This is a genomic window from Bartonella sp. CL63NXGY, from assembly GCF_042194905.1.
Lineage (GTDB): Bacteria > Pseudomonadota > Alphaproteobacteria > Rhizobiales > Rhizobiaceae > Bartonella.
The window spans coordinates 58,835-72,967 of sequence record NZ_JBHINK010000003.1; the positions used below are offsets into that span (position 1 = coordinate 58,835).

Sequence of the window (14,133 nt, forward strand, 5' to 3'; positions counted from 1 at the left end):
TATCCCCTCTCTATTTGATCTTTTTGTTCTTTAAGATGAACCTCCTCTCCGCTCTCAAGTGATGAAAATGATCTAGCCTCTAAACAATTGGGATTTTCCTAACGTATTCCTATGACGAATCACTCATAAAATTCACTTGAAACTTAAGACTCAACAAACATGCACTCCCCTAAATATTCGCCACGCACTTAAAAACACTTAGAATATATCAAGGAGGTTTATACGTCCTATTTATACGTCCTATATCACCACACTTCAAAGGACAGTGTTTTTACAACATCACAGAATAAAAATAAGCAAATAGAAAGCCAGAGCTGATTGTTTAGCAAAGTATTGTACAAAAAGGCGGTACATCTCTCTAATCTGTTGCGGATAAATTTTTGACTTTATGGCATTAACTTTATGGCATCGTATATTTCTAAAATAACGTCATTTATCTTAAAAATCTGTCCTTTTGCTCTTACCAATCAATCAATATTCAGACCTAAAACAACCGCGTACTTGAATAAAACACATCAAAGAGCAACAGCCCCCCTGACAAGAGGACTCTTCACAAACAAAATCGAAGAGGAAGTTTAAAAAAATATATATAGCGACACTTTGAATAAAAAGTTGAAATCTAGAGATCTCAGAATTTTCGGCTCTATTTTTTCAAGGTATTGTTTTGAATTTTTTTAAGCATTTTCCCCCAAGGAAATTCCATTATCGATCAACAACCGTAGATGATAGATGAAACCTACATAACTCCCCATGCCCACTATAATCAATTCCTTCTTTTAAATAATTAAAAAACTATTGAGATTGTTTAAACTTGAGACTGTATTCCTTCTATATTCTGTTTTTAAGCATTTTGTTTTACTGTATATTGAGCAAAGGCGACCATGCTGGATCTGAAGCATCATTGGGGGTGGGTAATTGACGTTCATTGCGACCCGTAATATCAATCGTATAAATTTTTGGTCCCATACCGGGATTTTTGCGAAAGAACATCAGCACACGACCATTAGGGGCCCAAGTTGGTCCTTCATTGTGAAACCCCGTGGTTAAAATTCGTTCTCCTTGTCCATCAGGGCGCATAACACCGATAGAAAATTGTCCGTTTAATTGTTTTGTAAAGGCGATATAGTCACCCCGTGGAGACCAAATAGGTGTTGAATAACTCCCATCGTTTGAAGAAATACGCTGAATATCACTCCCATCCGCATTCATTTTATAGATTTGCGGCTTTCCACTACGATCTGAAGAAAAGACGATTTGTTTTCCATCCGGTGAATAAGAAGCAGAAGTATCAATAGCAGAAGTTGTTGTAAGTCGCGTCATCGTACGGGTTCGTAAATCCATGGTGTAAAGATTGGCACTCCCATCATTTTGTAACAAACTCATGATAACTTTTTGTCCATCAGAAGAAAAACGTGGAGCAATTGTCATGTTATTAAACGTTCCGATCAACTCTCTTTGCCCCATTTCAATTTGTTGGAGATAAACATGAGGTACTTGATTGTCCTCATAAGCCATATAGGTCATTTCTTGTCTTGTTGGGGAAAAACGCGGCGTAAGCACCAATTCACTTCCATCAGACATATAAATCAAATTTGCGCCATCTTGATCCATCATTGCTAAGCGTTTAATGCGTGCATTTTGGGGGCCTGTTTCATCGATAAAAACAATTCGTGTATCAAAATAACCACTTTCTCCTGTCATCTCACTATAGATCTCATCTGCGATCATATGTGCCACACGCCGCCAACGTTCTGTCGCGGTATAAAAACGCCGTCCTTTCAATTGTCTTTGTCCAAAAACATCCCATAAACGAAAATCGACCCTCAAACGTCCATCGATTTCTCTCATGACTTGCCCAGTAACTAAACCTTGCGCTTTTATTTTCTGCCAAGAAGCAAAATGCGGTTGTTTATTAGGATTAGAAATGTTTTCAAAAAAATTTGCTTTATCAAGCGGTAAAAAAAGCCCCGACCGTTCAAGATCGGCTGTCACCACAGCAGATATTTTCAACCCAATCGAATCATTGGAAATAAAGTCTGTAATTGCAATGGGAATGGGATTAAAATCAGCGCTCGAAATAGTTCCTTTCAATTGCGCATAACCCGATGAAATACTTGAAAGCCACAACCCACAAGTGACAATAAACCAAGCAAAAACTTTATGTCTCGTTATAGTCATCATGGAATGTGTCCTTTCGTTAAGCGCTTTTTTCTCGTTTATCATCTTATTTCTTGGAGGGGATCAACATTAAAGTCAAAACCTTGCCCCCATAGATCATATTGATCACGTGGGAGATCTGCATAAGGTTGGCATGAAAAGACAGCAGCATACACCTGCCTTATCATAATAGCTTGTTGACTCTCAAGGCCGCTTACGGGATCAATGATAGGATCACCCACAACCATCCCTTCACGGTCTAAGTAAAATCGCAACCGCACAACCGGACGGTTTTTTAAATCGCCGCCAAGCGCCACAAGTTTAAGCTTCTGTTGAATACATCCCCCCGCAATATTGACCAATGTTTGTGCCATTTTTGTGGTATCATTAATATTTTTTCTTGCACCCAAAGCTTCTGGTGTATGAGAACGTTTTGCCCCCCCTCCTTGTGACCGCGCACGATTAAGCAAATTATTTTCCTCCAGAGCTAAAATATCTTCAATGGTCTGTTTCTCTTGGTTTTTCTTGTTAAGCTTTGGCGTATTTTGATTCAATGCAGCCTCATTCTTCCTTGGAGATTTTTCGTCAAACTTTGGTTTAAACTGTGGAAGAAGAGATTTTTCTGGAAGTACAATTTTGGGCGCTTGATGAACAATCTGCTCTGCTGGTACTTTTGGGACCGTTGGAGCCAATTCTTTTGGCGATATCATCTCTTCATTTTTGTGCGCAGGCTTGAGCGCAACCTTAGAGGCATCTTCCGGCACTCTCAAAGGCATCTCAGGTGCAACCTTGGGCGCATCCTCTGGTGCCTCCAAAGGCATCTCAGGTGCAACCTTGGGCGCATCCTCTGGTGCCTCCAAAGGCATCTCAGGTACAGCCTTGGGCGCATCCTCCGGTGGTGCCTCCAAAGGCATCTCAGGCGCAACCTTGGGCGCATCCTCTGGTGCCTCCAAAGGCATCTCAGGCGCAACCTTGGGCGCATCCTCCGGTGGTGCCTCCAAAGGCATCTCAGGTGCAACCTTGGGCGCATCCTCCGGTGGTGCCTCCAAAGGCATCTCAGGCGCAACCTTGGGCGCATCCTCTGGTGCCTCCAAAGGCATCTCAGGTGCAACCTTGGGCGCATCCTCTGTTTTTGCTTCTAATAATTCTGGTTTTGTAAGTTCTGGTGCAAATGTTTCTGATGTGTTCTCGCTTGATGGTGGCGATGCTGTTTCAACGGGACGCGGCTTTTCCTTTGGTTGAAATGGTGCAAGACTATCTATTTGTCCCTCTCCAATATGGCGTGCATCTTCTTTCTCTTGTGGCTGCATAGTTGGTTTTATGGCAGGGATTGCACGGATAGGAGCCTTCACGGCTCCTTGTTGAGAAGAAAACTCGTCCACTAAAGGAGCAAGAGTAATGGGAATTGCTTCCAATGGTTGTGGTAAAGAGACAGAGCTTGTAAACTGAATGGCTCCCCAACTGAGAAAAATGACATGGACCACAAGGGATAAAGCCAAGCCTCGTTTCATACTATGATAGGAGTCTTTATTCATTCTTTATGCCTTATTTATGCCTTACATTTTTTCATTTTTAATCACTCTATGCTCTTTTTAAAAAAAAATTAAAAACAACCGGTTATGCGCAATTTTATTACTTATTATTTATTGTGCTAGACTTGCTAACGCAACTTGAGAAAACCCCGCTTTTTGAATATCCGCCAGCAGTTTTAATACCTGCTGATATTCAACAGTTTTAGCAACCCGCACAAAAACCCGTTGATCTTTTTGTGTAGCATCTGCCTCCAGAAGAGTTTTCAGGTGTGCAATCAGGGCCTGTGACGTTTCATAATAATCTTGATTAATGGCAAAGCGCCCTTGCGCGTCAAGTGAAACCGTAAGGGGTGTTTTTTGAGCTCGTACGGGACCCGCTTGACTACGAGGCAAATCTAGAGGAACACCGTTCACTAAAAGGGGAGCAGAGACCATAAAAATAATCAACAAGACCAGCATGACATCCACAAAAGGAGTGACATTGATCTCACTCATCAGTTGGCTTCGTGAATGATGCCGCCTACGTGTATTTTTGCGAGAAGAAGAAGAAGCAACAGAAACGCCCATGGATAAGCTCCTTTTTATAAAGAGGAAGGTGCTGTGCGTGTTTCATCAATACGCCGCGATACAATTGTTGAAAATTCATCGGCAAAATTTTCTATTTGTGCAATGATGCGCGCACTTTCATGAGTCAACTTGTTATAAGCAATAACGGCTGGAATTGCTGCAAACAAACCAATAGCGGTTGCCAAAAGCGCTTCTGCAATCCCCGGCGCGACAATGGCAAGTGATGTATTTTGAGAAGCTGAAATAGAAAGAAAAGACTCCATAATACCAATAACTGTTCCAAAAAGTCCGATAAAAGGTCCCGCAGACCCCAGTGTCGCAAGAAAACTTAATTTTGATTCTATTTTTTCACTTTCACGTCCCAGCGTCAAATCCATAGCCTTATCAATTCTGCTCTGCAAACTTTTCGATGTATGGGTCCCTTTTTCAAGAGATTTTTTCCATTCAACCATTGCTGCTATAAAAACTGCGGATATACTATTGGTACGTTGACTTTTGCATGATGCATAAAGATCTTCTAGCGCTTTGCCGGACCAAAATGTACGTTCAAACTGCTTTATTTCACGCCGTATTCTCCGATACGTAAAAATTTTATCAAAAATAATTGCCCAACTCCAGATGGAAGCGAGCAGCAACCCAATCATAACACCTTTCACGATCCAACTCGCTTGCATAAACAAATGCAACATTCCAATTGTTTCCGGATTTGTTAGTTCACCATGCGGCATAATTTTTGTCCCTCTAAATGAAAGGTGTATTTTTAAAAGTTTTATAAAACAGATTATTTTATAGTTTCTAAATTTAAGTAAAAACTCTAGTCTCACATAAATCCATGCGCTAAAACAAGACTTGTTTCTTAAATTTCCTTAAAAAGTGATGACGAGAGACATCCCTCAATGCAGGCCCCTCCTCATTTCACAACAGCATTTATGAAAAATATAACGATAAGAACTTCTCCATAAATACTATAAAAATAAAAGATATAAAAATGCATAATATAAAATCTATTATGCACCACCATCTTTACGCTTATGAAAAGAACGCTAAATCATCATACGCGTTTTAAGCTTAAAATGCTGCAATAAGTCTTAGCACTTGAAAAGATTCATAAGAAGCATTTTATTCCTTTCTTAAGTGTTTTTGTACCCACTCATCAACCCCGCTTGTGACATGTAAGAAAATGTTTTTAATTAATTCGCAGCAATAGAGCTTGAAAAGAAAAAATCTTACAAGTTTCAGAATTATCTAAAAATTGCAACGCTGTGAATTATCATTATAAATAAATATGTTATCATCATGAAAAATTATGCTTTGCCTCAGGCTATTGTTTCTCTCATTCTTTAATAAGATCACACCATCGGGCAAAAAAACGACACTAAACCACCCTACCACACCTCACAACAATGCGCCTCCCCCACGCACCCCTACAAGTCCTATATAATCTAGTGTAAGTCTCATGTAATCTCATTGTGTTGTGAATTTGCCTCTTTCAATGCCTATCATCTCTCTGGCACTATGGTATAACGTAAAAGCTTCTGTGATATGAAAAAAGCCTTTTCACGTCTTTACTTCATGAAAACCAGCTTCTTCGCTCTCTTTGCTCTCTTGCGATATTTGATCGTTATTGCATTGAAAATGATACATAAGGAACATTTTTACAATTTTTTCAATGATTTTTATTGCTCTCTTATGATGTATAAGCAAATGATTTTAATTGTTTCAACATGAACAGATTTGAAATGAAAGTATTTTACTCTCATTACTCTATTGGAATTTGTACCCGTGAGAAGTGATAATTTATCTTTCTCAGTCAATATATTATATAATAATATGCTTTTGAAACTTTAAATCAAGAATGCATTTCTGCTTTATATACATTGATCTCTCACTCATTTACTACGCTTAGAAGCGCACATAAAGTGATGCATTATAGATGAAACACGCGCTCTTGTGATGCCAAATGACAATCCAGTAAAAAAACAAATCAAATTGCTTAAAAACACCCTTTGGGTGTTTTGAGACAATTTTCGACCTAATGGCTTATTATCACTTTATTGCAATATTGCGCTGGGTATGTGCATTTTTATAAAAACAAATCTTAATCCATTTTTTATTTATTTTTTTGTACTTTTCGCTGTTTTCCGATGCCAATAAACCTTTCTTCAAAAGAAAGAAAATATCTTGAGTTTATAGCAGAAAATGGATGAGGCGACATTGTTTTTGAATCATAACATGGATGAGGCGTGTTTAATTTTGTGAAATATCATCTTCAATTTATTGTAGTGTTGTAGCAGAGCTGTTTTCTTTTGCTGTATCGTGTAACCTTGTTGGAAAACATTTAGGCTATGATAAATGTATAGTTTTAGATTGTAGATTACTTTATATCTGCCGATCTCTCCTAAAGCTGCTGGTTCAATGAATAATACTTTTAACCAAGAATTTTTGCAAAAAGTTCTTTGGGTAAACGTCGCGGTTTTGCCTCCTCATTAATCAGAGCAATTTCAACTTTGGCTGTTACCAACGTGGTCATCTCATGCAAAATAGATTGCTCCATAAAAAAGCGTGCCCCTTGGATATGAGTAACACGTGTTTTAACGACTAAAAGATTATCAATTTTAGCTGGTCTTGAAAAATTAATTTCCATATGACGAACAACAAAAAACAGTTTTTCTCCCTCAACCCCTGCTGCTAACATCTTATTATTAAAACCGGCATCTCGTAAAAACTCTGAACGTCCTCGTTCAAAAAACTCAAGATAACGCGCATGATAAACCACACCGGAAAAATCTGTATCAGCAACATAAACGCGGACCTGAAAATTATGAAAAGCGTTTGTATGATTGCTCTTAAAAGGTGTTATTTCTGTCATCGACTTCATGCCCCATAAAATCATCTAATATAGCTAATATAGCAAATTGTTTATCAATCAAAAGATTGAACACATTTTTGTGTTGAAGTTGTGGAAAGCAAAAGCAAAAAACCCTCAATAGTGCCAAACTTTTTCGACCAGAATATGTTAAAGGAAGCACGTCTCTTGTATTTTATGACCTTGCTATAAAATGTTCAAATAGTTTCTTTTAATGAAGAAATGCCTTAGTCATCTTCCCCATCCCATAAAGACGTCTGAAGTAATGAATTGTCTTGAGCATCAGAAAGTTGAGAACGCCTTTGTATAGACGTTGTAGAGGCTGGAGCAGAAAGCCCTAAATGGCTCCAAGCCTTTTCAGTTAGAATGCGTCCACGAGCAGTTCTTTGAATAAAACCTTGTTGGAGCAAATACGGTTCAACAATATCTTCAATGGCATCGCGTGGTTCTGATAAAGCAGCAGCAATCGTTTCAATCCCCACCGGTCCCCCTAAAAAAGTTTCCGCAATCAGGAGCAAGTAGCGGCGGTCAAGCGGATCAAGACCAAGATGATCGACCTCAAGGCGCGAAAGCGCTTCATCGGCGATTTTTTGGTCAATTTGTTTTGCTTGTTTAACCAAAGCAAAATCACAAACGCGCCGTAAAAGCCGTCCGGCAATACGAGGGGTCCCCCGTGCTCGGCGTGCAATTTCATGGGCACCATCATCACTAATCTTGACGGCAAAAAGCCGCGCATTACGCTGCACAATATATTCCAATTCTTCTATCGTATAAAAATTGAGACGAATTGGGATGCCAAAACGGTCTCTCAGCGGTGTGGTCAAAAGCCCCAAACGTGTGGTTGCCGCTACCAAAGTAAATTTAGCCAGATCAATTTTCACCGAGCGTGCGGCCGGCCCCTCCCCAATGATCAAATCAAGTTGATAATCTTCCATGGCTGGATAAAGAATTTCCTCAATCGCCGGATTTAAGCGATGAATTTCATCAATAAACAAGACATCACGTTCTTCAAGATTGGTCAAGAGAGCGGCTAAATCTCCTGCTTTAGCAATGACCGGCCCTGAAGTAGAGCGAAAATTAACGCCTAATTCTTTTGCCATAATCTGTGAAAGCGTTGTTTTTCCCAACCCCGGTGGCCCTACAAACAAAACGTGATCCAGCGCTTCTTGCCGCGTTTTTGCTGCTTCAATAAATATTTTTAAATTAGCCCGTGCCGCTTCTTGACCAATAAAGTCATCGAGAACTTGTGGTCTTAAGGAACGATCTGGATCGTTAGGAAGGGAGGCGGAACCCAGAAGGCGTTTATCTTCATCTTTATGCATTGTTACCTTGATTTTAAGTAGGAGAAGAAAGCAATTTGAGACTATGGCGGATCAGCAGGGCAGAAGAAACAGTTTCCCCCTCAAGAGCGTTCATCGCAAGAGCAAGAGCACGGGATGCATGCTCCCGTTCAAACCCTAGCTTCATCAACGCGGAAAGCGCATCATGCGCAGGTTGATTGGTCATCTCACGCTGAGAAACCGAAACAGTCTTGAGCGCTTGTTCAAAGGGGAGTGTTTTACTTTTCAACTCACCCACAATTCTTTCACTGACTTTTTTACCAACGCCCGGCGCTCGACTAATCATCGCAACATCGTTTAAGGCAATAGCCTGTGCAAGTTCATCTGGCGATAAAGTACCCAAGATTGCCAAAGCAACCTTTGCCCCTACTCCAGGAACATTTTGTAGAAGACAAAACCACTCCTGTTCAGCTCTTGTAGCAAAACCAAAAAGGCGGATTGCGTCTTCCCGAACATGCGTTTCAATAAAAAGGCTTAACGCCTCCCCAACAGAGGGTAAAGAAGGACGCAGCCGATTTGACACAAAAACAACATAACCCACACCGTGCACATCAAGAAGGATATGATCATCAAAGATATGTTCAAGAGTGCCCTTTAATTTGCCAATCATGTTGCCACCCCAATCATACCGCCATCCTTGCCTGATAAGATCGGTCAATACTCTTACGGTGCATACTATGACAAAGAGCAAGAGCAAGAGCATCAGCCGCATCACTGCTATCAAATTCAGCCCGTGGGAGGAGAACTTTGACCATCATATGGATTTGTTCTTTAGCCCCATGTCCAACACCAATAACCGATTTTTTCACTTTGTTGGGCGCATATTCAAAAACAGAAAGATTTGCTTGCGCAGGAACCAGCAGTGCAATTGCACGCGCTTGCCCAAGTTTTAAAGTTGCTGTAGCATCTTTGTTGACAAACACGTGTTCTACAGCAGCTTCATGGGGCATAAATTGATGCACAACCTCTGAAAGACCTTTGTGGATCTGACATAGTCTGGAAGCCAGCTCACACTTTACATCAGAAGAAACCGTCCCTGCTGCAATAAACTGAAGACGATTACCCGCAACATCGATAACGCCCCACCCTGTACGCCGTAATCCGGGATCAATGCCTATAATACGAATCGTCTCTGCCATAAACTACAGTCTATACACTTTTCCCCCCTGTGAATAAAGATGTGAATAAAGACAAGACCACAAAGAAAACAGCAACCCAAGACAAAACCAGTAAAAAGATAATCATCCCCCCAAATTTATACAATTATAACACGCAACGAACAGCATCTTTATGAAGCATAACTGAAATCAATCAAAACCATTCACACATCACAAGCAAGCACCCTATCAAGCACCCTCTAAAGCATAAAAATTCCCTTTCTATATCATTTCCAATGCCATAACGGTTAAACATCGCAAGCGAGAAAATAGATCAGTGCTAGATTGCACATTCATAAGTATAAAGAGGCTATGAAACAGATGCTACACACTTTGCGAAAACTTTTTACATTATAGCATGGCGCTACCATAACAAGACAACACGTTGATTTATAAAGATAATTAATTATTTTGTATGTTGCATAAGAATCCCGAATATCCTAAGATTTTCTCATTACAAATCTGTTTATATTGAAGCAATCAAAACCATTCTCTTACATATGAAACGTGGGATTGCCGTATAGAGTGAAACTGTACAAGAAAGGACTAAAAATAATGCCTCTAATGAATTGTCTCAAGTTCCAAAGGCTGCCGCAACATTGGGGAGTGGTAAAGATGATGATAGTGCCGGCTTTTTCCTTTGCAAGCGTAAAAATGAGAGAGGCTCAACGGATATGAATAAGAACTGAGAGATATTTTTGAATATACTCATCACACCACAATGACATTGCGTAGAGAGGGACATTTCATAGAGAGGAACATGCATGGGGGCACAGAGAGCCTATAGGACATTCATTATATGGCACTATATGGCACTTTATTTTGGATATTTTATTTTACGCGAAGGAAAATACCTTCCATTCAAAACAAAAGAAGCCCAAAAACTGTAACAATGTGTATCATCCTCATAACACACACTTTACAGCAGCTTTATAGGCATAAATTATAGAGCATAAATAAATTGATGTACAAGCCCCTACTCTATCTTAGAGCCAGATCATTATCATAACCAAAACAAAATCACACGATAGATCAACAGAAAGTGTTCCAGATGCAATCAACCAAAGCCGATTTCCCACAAAACCAACCATACTCCATCCCATGCCATAATTTACAATCAATACCTATACCCTTCAGCTATAAGCTCAAGATATTTCCTACGCTCAAATAGAAATTAGGCAGAAAAAAGCACTCTAGATTAGTTTTAGTTGTGAAATTTCGGTTGTAAAAAAAAATGGGTATACTGCTCTAAATATCGCAAGAAAGAAGCAAGGAGCTATTATTCTCAGCACGCCCAAAAGCTGTTTTCAATAATTCGATTTATTTTCCCACTAGATTATCATCGTTCAAGATAAAGCCGCCGCTTATTGACCAAAGTGCTTAAACTACAGCAGCATCTCTAAATGAAAAAAATGCACGCTTCTAAACGCAATGAATGAGAAACAAATTGGCGAAAAATTTCTGGCAATTCATGCCAATGAGGGGTTTCAAGTTCCAATGCTCAGTGTATGAAGTGACACTTTTACAATTTCTTTTTTTATTTGTTCTGATGACATTTCCCCTTCGCACAAAGCAAGGGAGTACCTCTAAGAACGCCCAAAGGCTGTTTTGAGCAATTCGATTTGTTTTCCCACTGGATTATCATCTTCTAGAGCACAGGAGGCCGCAGTTTCCCACCCAGCACGCATATAGGTTATCCGCGCTTCTAAACGCAATGAATGAGAAACAAATTGGCGAAAAATTTCTGGCAATTCATGCCAATGCGGGGTTTCAAGTTCCAATGTCGGTGTATGAAGTGACACTTTTACAATTTCTTTTTTTATTTGTTCTGATGACATTTCCCCTTCACGCTCTGCGCGAAGAAGAAGGAGTTGAGAAGCGATTTGCATAAGTCGTGTACTTAAATACATAGCCTCTTTTGCATAGATTGCAGAAACCTCTGCCGAAAGAGAGCGTGCTACTAATTTCCCTTCTGAGTCAATATACGCTGCGGTTTTTTCAATCAGCGCCATTGTTTCTTCATAGAGACGATTAAAAGCATTTTCAAAAGCATTATGCTCAATCATGATAATAGGTTCATCATATGGACGTTTATGTACACTCACGCTTTTATACTCCAAGTATCAGCACAAAATTATACCACTCAACGAACAGAGTATTAAAAAGTTTCTTTTGTTGCTGTATAGAACGCTTTTTTTAAAACTGCTACCTCTTTTAATTTTTTTGCGCAACGCACTTTTTATACTAAGGTTAACGTGCCCAACAAACACTATAGGAATGTTTTTTATAAACGGATCATTTTCCTTGAAAATGACCACTGCCAAGATTGCCGTTTTTCACAATAATAAGCGACTCCAAATTGCAAAGCAATACCCGTTATTATTAAGAGGGTATCGGAAAAAAACGTTTCTGTCATCACTGTTTTTATAATTTGTCCAAACATCGCAAAAATGGTTCCCGTTACAAAGACCGGTAAACTATGTTTTCCTAAAATTGCTAAAGGATGTTTCTGAGAGACATAAAACCATTTATTGATGCGCGGCAAAGAAAGAATGAGAAAGGCTAATGCAAGAACATGGAGTAAACGTGGCAAGCTTAAAAAGGTTTTATTAAAGTTCAACAATGGGGAAGACCAGCCAAGCCACCCCAAAATGCCCCACCAGTTTAAGCGAACCCATAACAGCGCCAACAAGAGATACGCTGCCGCACAAACAATCCAAAAAGACTGAAAAGCGATTTTTTTTCCTTGTTTAAGCGCTAAAGTACTGGTCAATCCTATGACAAATAAGAATTGCCAAGACAAAGGATTTAAAAACCACTTTCCCTTTAAAGGATAAGAAGGAGGAGCAATTTTATAAAATCCGCAGATAAGATACAGTGTAAAGGAGCCCAAAAGCAGCCATTTTGTCTGCTTACAACTCAAATAAAGGATAAAAGGCGCAAAAAACATCAAAACGATATAAAGAGGAAGAATATTATTATATCCCAATTGATGCCCAAAGCTTAAGGTACTCAAAAATGCGATACTAGGCTCTTTAAAAAAGAGTCCCACATTGTTCATCGATAAAAGTTTTTCTGTTTTCCATAATAAAAAGGCAGCAAAAAAAAGACTTAACGTGACAAAAGTAGTAAAAAGATATGCACCATAGAGCTGCAGAGCTCTGTACCAAAGTTTTCGGATAATAAAAGCAAAGGATTTTTGCTGTAACCGTCCATGAAAGCTTAACCCAAGAGCAATCCCTGAAAGCAAAACAAACACTTCTGCACAATCAGAAAAACCGAAATTTCTATGAGTAAAAGACTCATAGATCGTTCTGGGAATATGGTTGATGAAAATCGTCAATAAGGCTAAAGAACGAAAAACATCAATACGTGTATCACGGCGAAAAGGTTGAGTATTATGCTCAAGAATACCTTGGTATTTCATCAGTGGACTCCCACACGTCACACCCCCCTTGAAGTCCCATAAAAATGGTGCTTACCCTTATTGCCAACAAGCATGAACAGGATGAAATTTTAATTTTTAAGTGTCAAGTTTCATTTTAAGCGTTTATTTTTTAAAAGGCAAAAGTTTTTTAAAGGCAAAAGAACGAAAAGCGTCCATACGTGTATCACAACAAAAAGGCAACATATTATGCTTAAAAACACTTTCATTTCTCATAAGCAGGCTCCCACACACCCACAAATCCTTTAAATTACGTGAAAATGGTGGTCACTTTTATCACAAATAAGCATAATAGAATGAAACTTTAATTTTTAAGCGTTATTTTTTCTAAGAAACAGGGATTTGACATGACACAACAAAAAAATAAACCAATTGATCCACCTCTTTTCCCTCAGTTGATTTTAACACTTGATGTTCGGCGCAACACCCCACACACATTTTTGCAGCAAATTTTGCAAACAAAGTCTTTTGCATGCGTCATCCTCCATGATTCTGAAAAGTTGAAAGATGATGGCTCTTTTTTACAACAACAAGCGCAAACTTACGCAGAAGATATTCAACATCATGACGCAGCCCTTCTCATCGCTGATGACAGCCGCATTGCTGGGCGCATAAAGGCTGATGGATTGCACATAGAAGATGATCTTAACGCTCTTGAAAGCTTCAAAAATCAGCAAAAGGAACAAAAAATCATAGGCTTTGGCAATTTACGCAATCGCCATAGTGCTATGCTTGCAGCGGAAACAGGTGTTGATTACCTGTTCTTTGGAAAACTCGGTGCTGATAAAAAACCCCAAGCGCACCCCCGCAATCTCCAGTTAGCAACATGGTGGGCAGAAATTATGCAAACCCCCGCCATTATCCAAGCAGGAAGCGATTTTTCAACCTTTGATGAAGTCTTAAAGACTGGATGTGAATTCATTGCTGTAGAAGAAGTGATTTTTGGGAACGACAACCCCTTAATACTGCTTAAAACAATGCAAGAAAAATGTGAGAACACCCCCTTGTAATATAGGAGGAGAATTTATAAATAAAGTGTTAATAAAAATCCAAATACTCACCACTATAT

At 39.3% G+C, this 14,133-nt stretch carries 12 protein-coding genes and 1 pseudogene; 1 reads left to right on the top strand and 12 read right to left on the bottom strand.

The window, feature by feature from the left end; all coding sequences use genetic code 11:
* Positions 1 to 855: 855 nt before the first annotated feature.
* The 12 genes and pseudogenes from tolB to ACFIK0_RS02665 all read right to left on the bottom strand — a co-directional run bounded on the left by tolB (position 856) and on the right by ACFIK0_RS02665 (position 13,046).
* The gene (gene tolB / locus ACFIK0_RS02610) at positions 856 to 2,181 is read right to left on the bottom strand and encodes a Tol-Pal system beta propeller repeat protein TolB (RefSeq protein ID WP_375663441.1); all 1,326 of its coding nucleotides are present in this window, start codon (positions 2,179 to 2,181) and stop codon (positions 856 to 858) included.
* Between the two features lie 38 nt (positions 2,182 to 2,219).
* Entirely contained in the window at positions 2,220 to 3,692 is a 1,473-nt protein-coding gene (locus tag ACFIK0_RS02615; protein ID WP_375663442.1) for a cell envelope biogenesis protein TolA, read from the bottom strand.
* Positions 3,693 to 3,800: 108 nt separating this feature from the next.
* Positions 3,801 to 4,256, bottom strand: coding sequence for a protein TolR (gene tolR, locus ACFIK0_RS02620; protein WP_273790463.1), 456 nt, complete (start codon positions 4,254 to 4,256; stop codon positions 3,801 to 3,803).
* Between the two features lie 14 nt (positions 4,257 to 4,270).
* The gene (tolQ, locus tag ACFIK0_RS02625; protein WP_273790464.1) at positions 4,271 to 4,984 is read right to left on the bottom strand and encodes a protein TolQ; all 714 of its coding nucleotides are present in this window, start codon (positions 4,982 to 4,984) and stop codon (positions 4,271 to 4,273) included.
* Positions 4,985 to 6,684: 1,700 nt separating this feature from the next.
* Positions 6,685 to 7,125: a tol-pal system-associated acyl-CoA thioesterase gene (gene ybgC, locus ACFIK0_RS02630; RefSeq protein WP_273790465.1), complete on the bottom strand. Its 441-nt coding sequence runs from the start codon at positions 7,123 to 7,125 to the stop codon at positions 6,685 to 6,687.
* 224 nt (positions 7,126 to 7,349) lie between these two features.
* On the bottom strand, positions 7,350 to 8,444 hold the full coding sequence (gene ruvB, locus ACFIK0_RS02635) for a Holliday junction branch migration DNA helicase RuvB (protein WP_273790466.1): 1,095 nt from the start codon (positions 8,442 to 8,444) through the stop codon (positions 7,350 to 7,352).
* 13 nt (positions 8,445 to 8,457) lie between these two features.
* Positions 8,458 to 9,072: a Holliday junction branch migration protein RuvA gene (ruvA, locus tag ACFIK0_RS02640; protein WP_273790467.1), complete on the bottom strand. Its 615-nt coding sequence runs from the start codon at positions 9,070 to 9,072 to the stop codon at positions 8,458 to 8,460.
* Positions 9,073 to 9,085: 13 nt separating this feature from the next.
* A complete protein-coding gene (gene ruvC, locus ACFIK0_RS02645; protein WP_375663443.1) occupies positions 9,086 to 9,601 on the bottom strand; it encodes a crossover junction endodeoxyribonuclease RuvC in 516 nt (171 codons plus the stop codon).
* A gap of 1,004 nt (positions 9,602 to 10,605) precedes the next feature.
* Positions 10,606 to 10,740, bottom strand: a complete 135-nt coding sequence (locus ACFIK0_RS02650) for a hypothetical protein (RefSeq protein WP_375663444.1) — start codon at positions 10,738 to 10,740, stop codon at positions 10,606 to 10,608.
* Positions 10,741 to 10,939: 199 nt separating this feature from the next.
* Positions 10,940 to 11,184, bottom strand: a pseudogene (locus tag ACFIK0_RS02655) (DUF1465 domain-containing protein); the annotation flags it as partial.
* 21 nt (positions 11,185 to 11,205) lie between these two features.
* Positions 11,206 to 11,724 (bottom strand): DUF1465 family protein, encoded by a 519-nt coding sequence (locus tag ACFIK0_RS02660; protein WP_375649927.1) that lies wholly within the window; start codon positions 11,722 to 11,724, stop codon positions 11,206 to 11,208.
* 179 nt (positions 11,725 to 11,903) lie between these two features.
* A complete protein-coding gene (locus ACFIK0_RS02665) occupies positions 11,904 to 13,046 on the bottom strand; it encodes an OpgC family protein (RefSeq protein WP_375663445.1) in 1,143 nt (380 codons plus the stop codon).
* 365 nt (positions 13,047 to 13,411) lie between these two features.
* Here ACFIK0_RS02665 and ACFIK0_RS02670 point away from each other — a divergent pair, with 365 nt between their 5' ends.
* Positions 13,412 to 14,074, top strand: coding sequence for a thiamine phosphate synthase (locus tag ACFIK0_RS02670; protein WP_375663446.1), 663 nt, complete (start codon positions 13,412 to 13,414; stop codon positions 14,072 to 14,074).
* Positions 14,075 to 14,133 lie beyond the last annotated feature (59 nt).

Bases quoted from the DNA above. Each gene is read 5' to 3' on its own strand.
- tolB (WP_375663441.1), bottom strand. From the start codon at position 2,181: ATGATGACTATAACGAGACATAAAGTTTTTGCTTGGTTTATTGTCACT.
- ACFIK0_RS02615 (WP_375663442.1), bottom strand. From the start codon at position 3,692: ATGAATAAAGACTCCTATCATAGTATGAAACGAGGCTTGGCTTTATCC.
- tolR (WP_273790463.1), bottom strand. From the start codon at position 4,256: ATGGGCGTTTCTGTTGCTTCTTCTTCTTCTCGCAAAAATACACGTAGG.
- tolQ (WP_273790464.1), bottom strand. From the start codon at position 4,984: ATGCCGCATGGTGAACTAACAAATCCGGAAACAATTGGAATGTTGCAT.
- ybgC (WP_273790465.1), bottom strand. From the start codon at position 7,125: ATGACAGAAATAACACCTTTTAAGAGCAATCATACAAACGCTTTTCAT.
- ruvB (WP_273790466.1), bottom strand. From the start codon at position 8,444: ATGCATAAAGATGAAGATAAACGCCTTCTGGGTTCCGCCTCCCTTCCT.
- ruvA (WP_273790467.1), bottom strand. From the start codon at position 9,072: ATGATTGGCAAATTAAAGGGCACTCTTGAACATATCTTTGATGATCAT.
- ruvC (WP_375663443.1), bottom strand. From the start codon at position 9,601: ATGGCAGAGACGATTCGTATTATAGGCATTGATCCCGGATTACGGCGT.
- ACFIK0_RS02665 (WP_375663445.1), bottom strand. From the start codon at position 13,046: ATGAAATACCAAGGTATTCTTGAGCATAATACTCAACCTTTTCGCCGT.
- ACFIK0_RS02670 (WP_375663446.1), top strand. From the start codon at position 13,412: ATGACACAACAAAAAAATAAACCAATTGATCCACCTCTTTTCCCTCAG.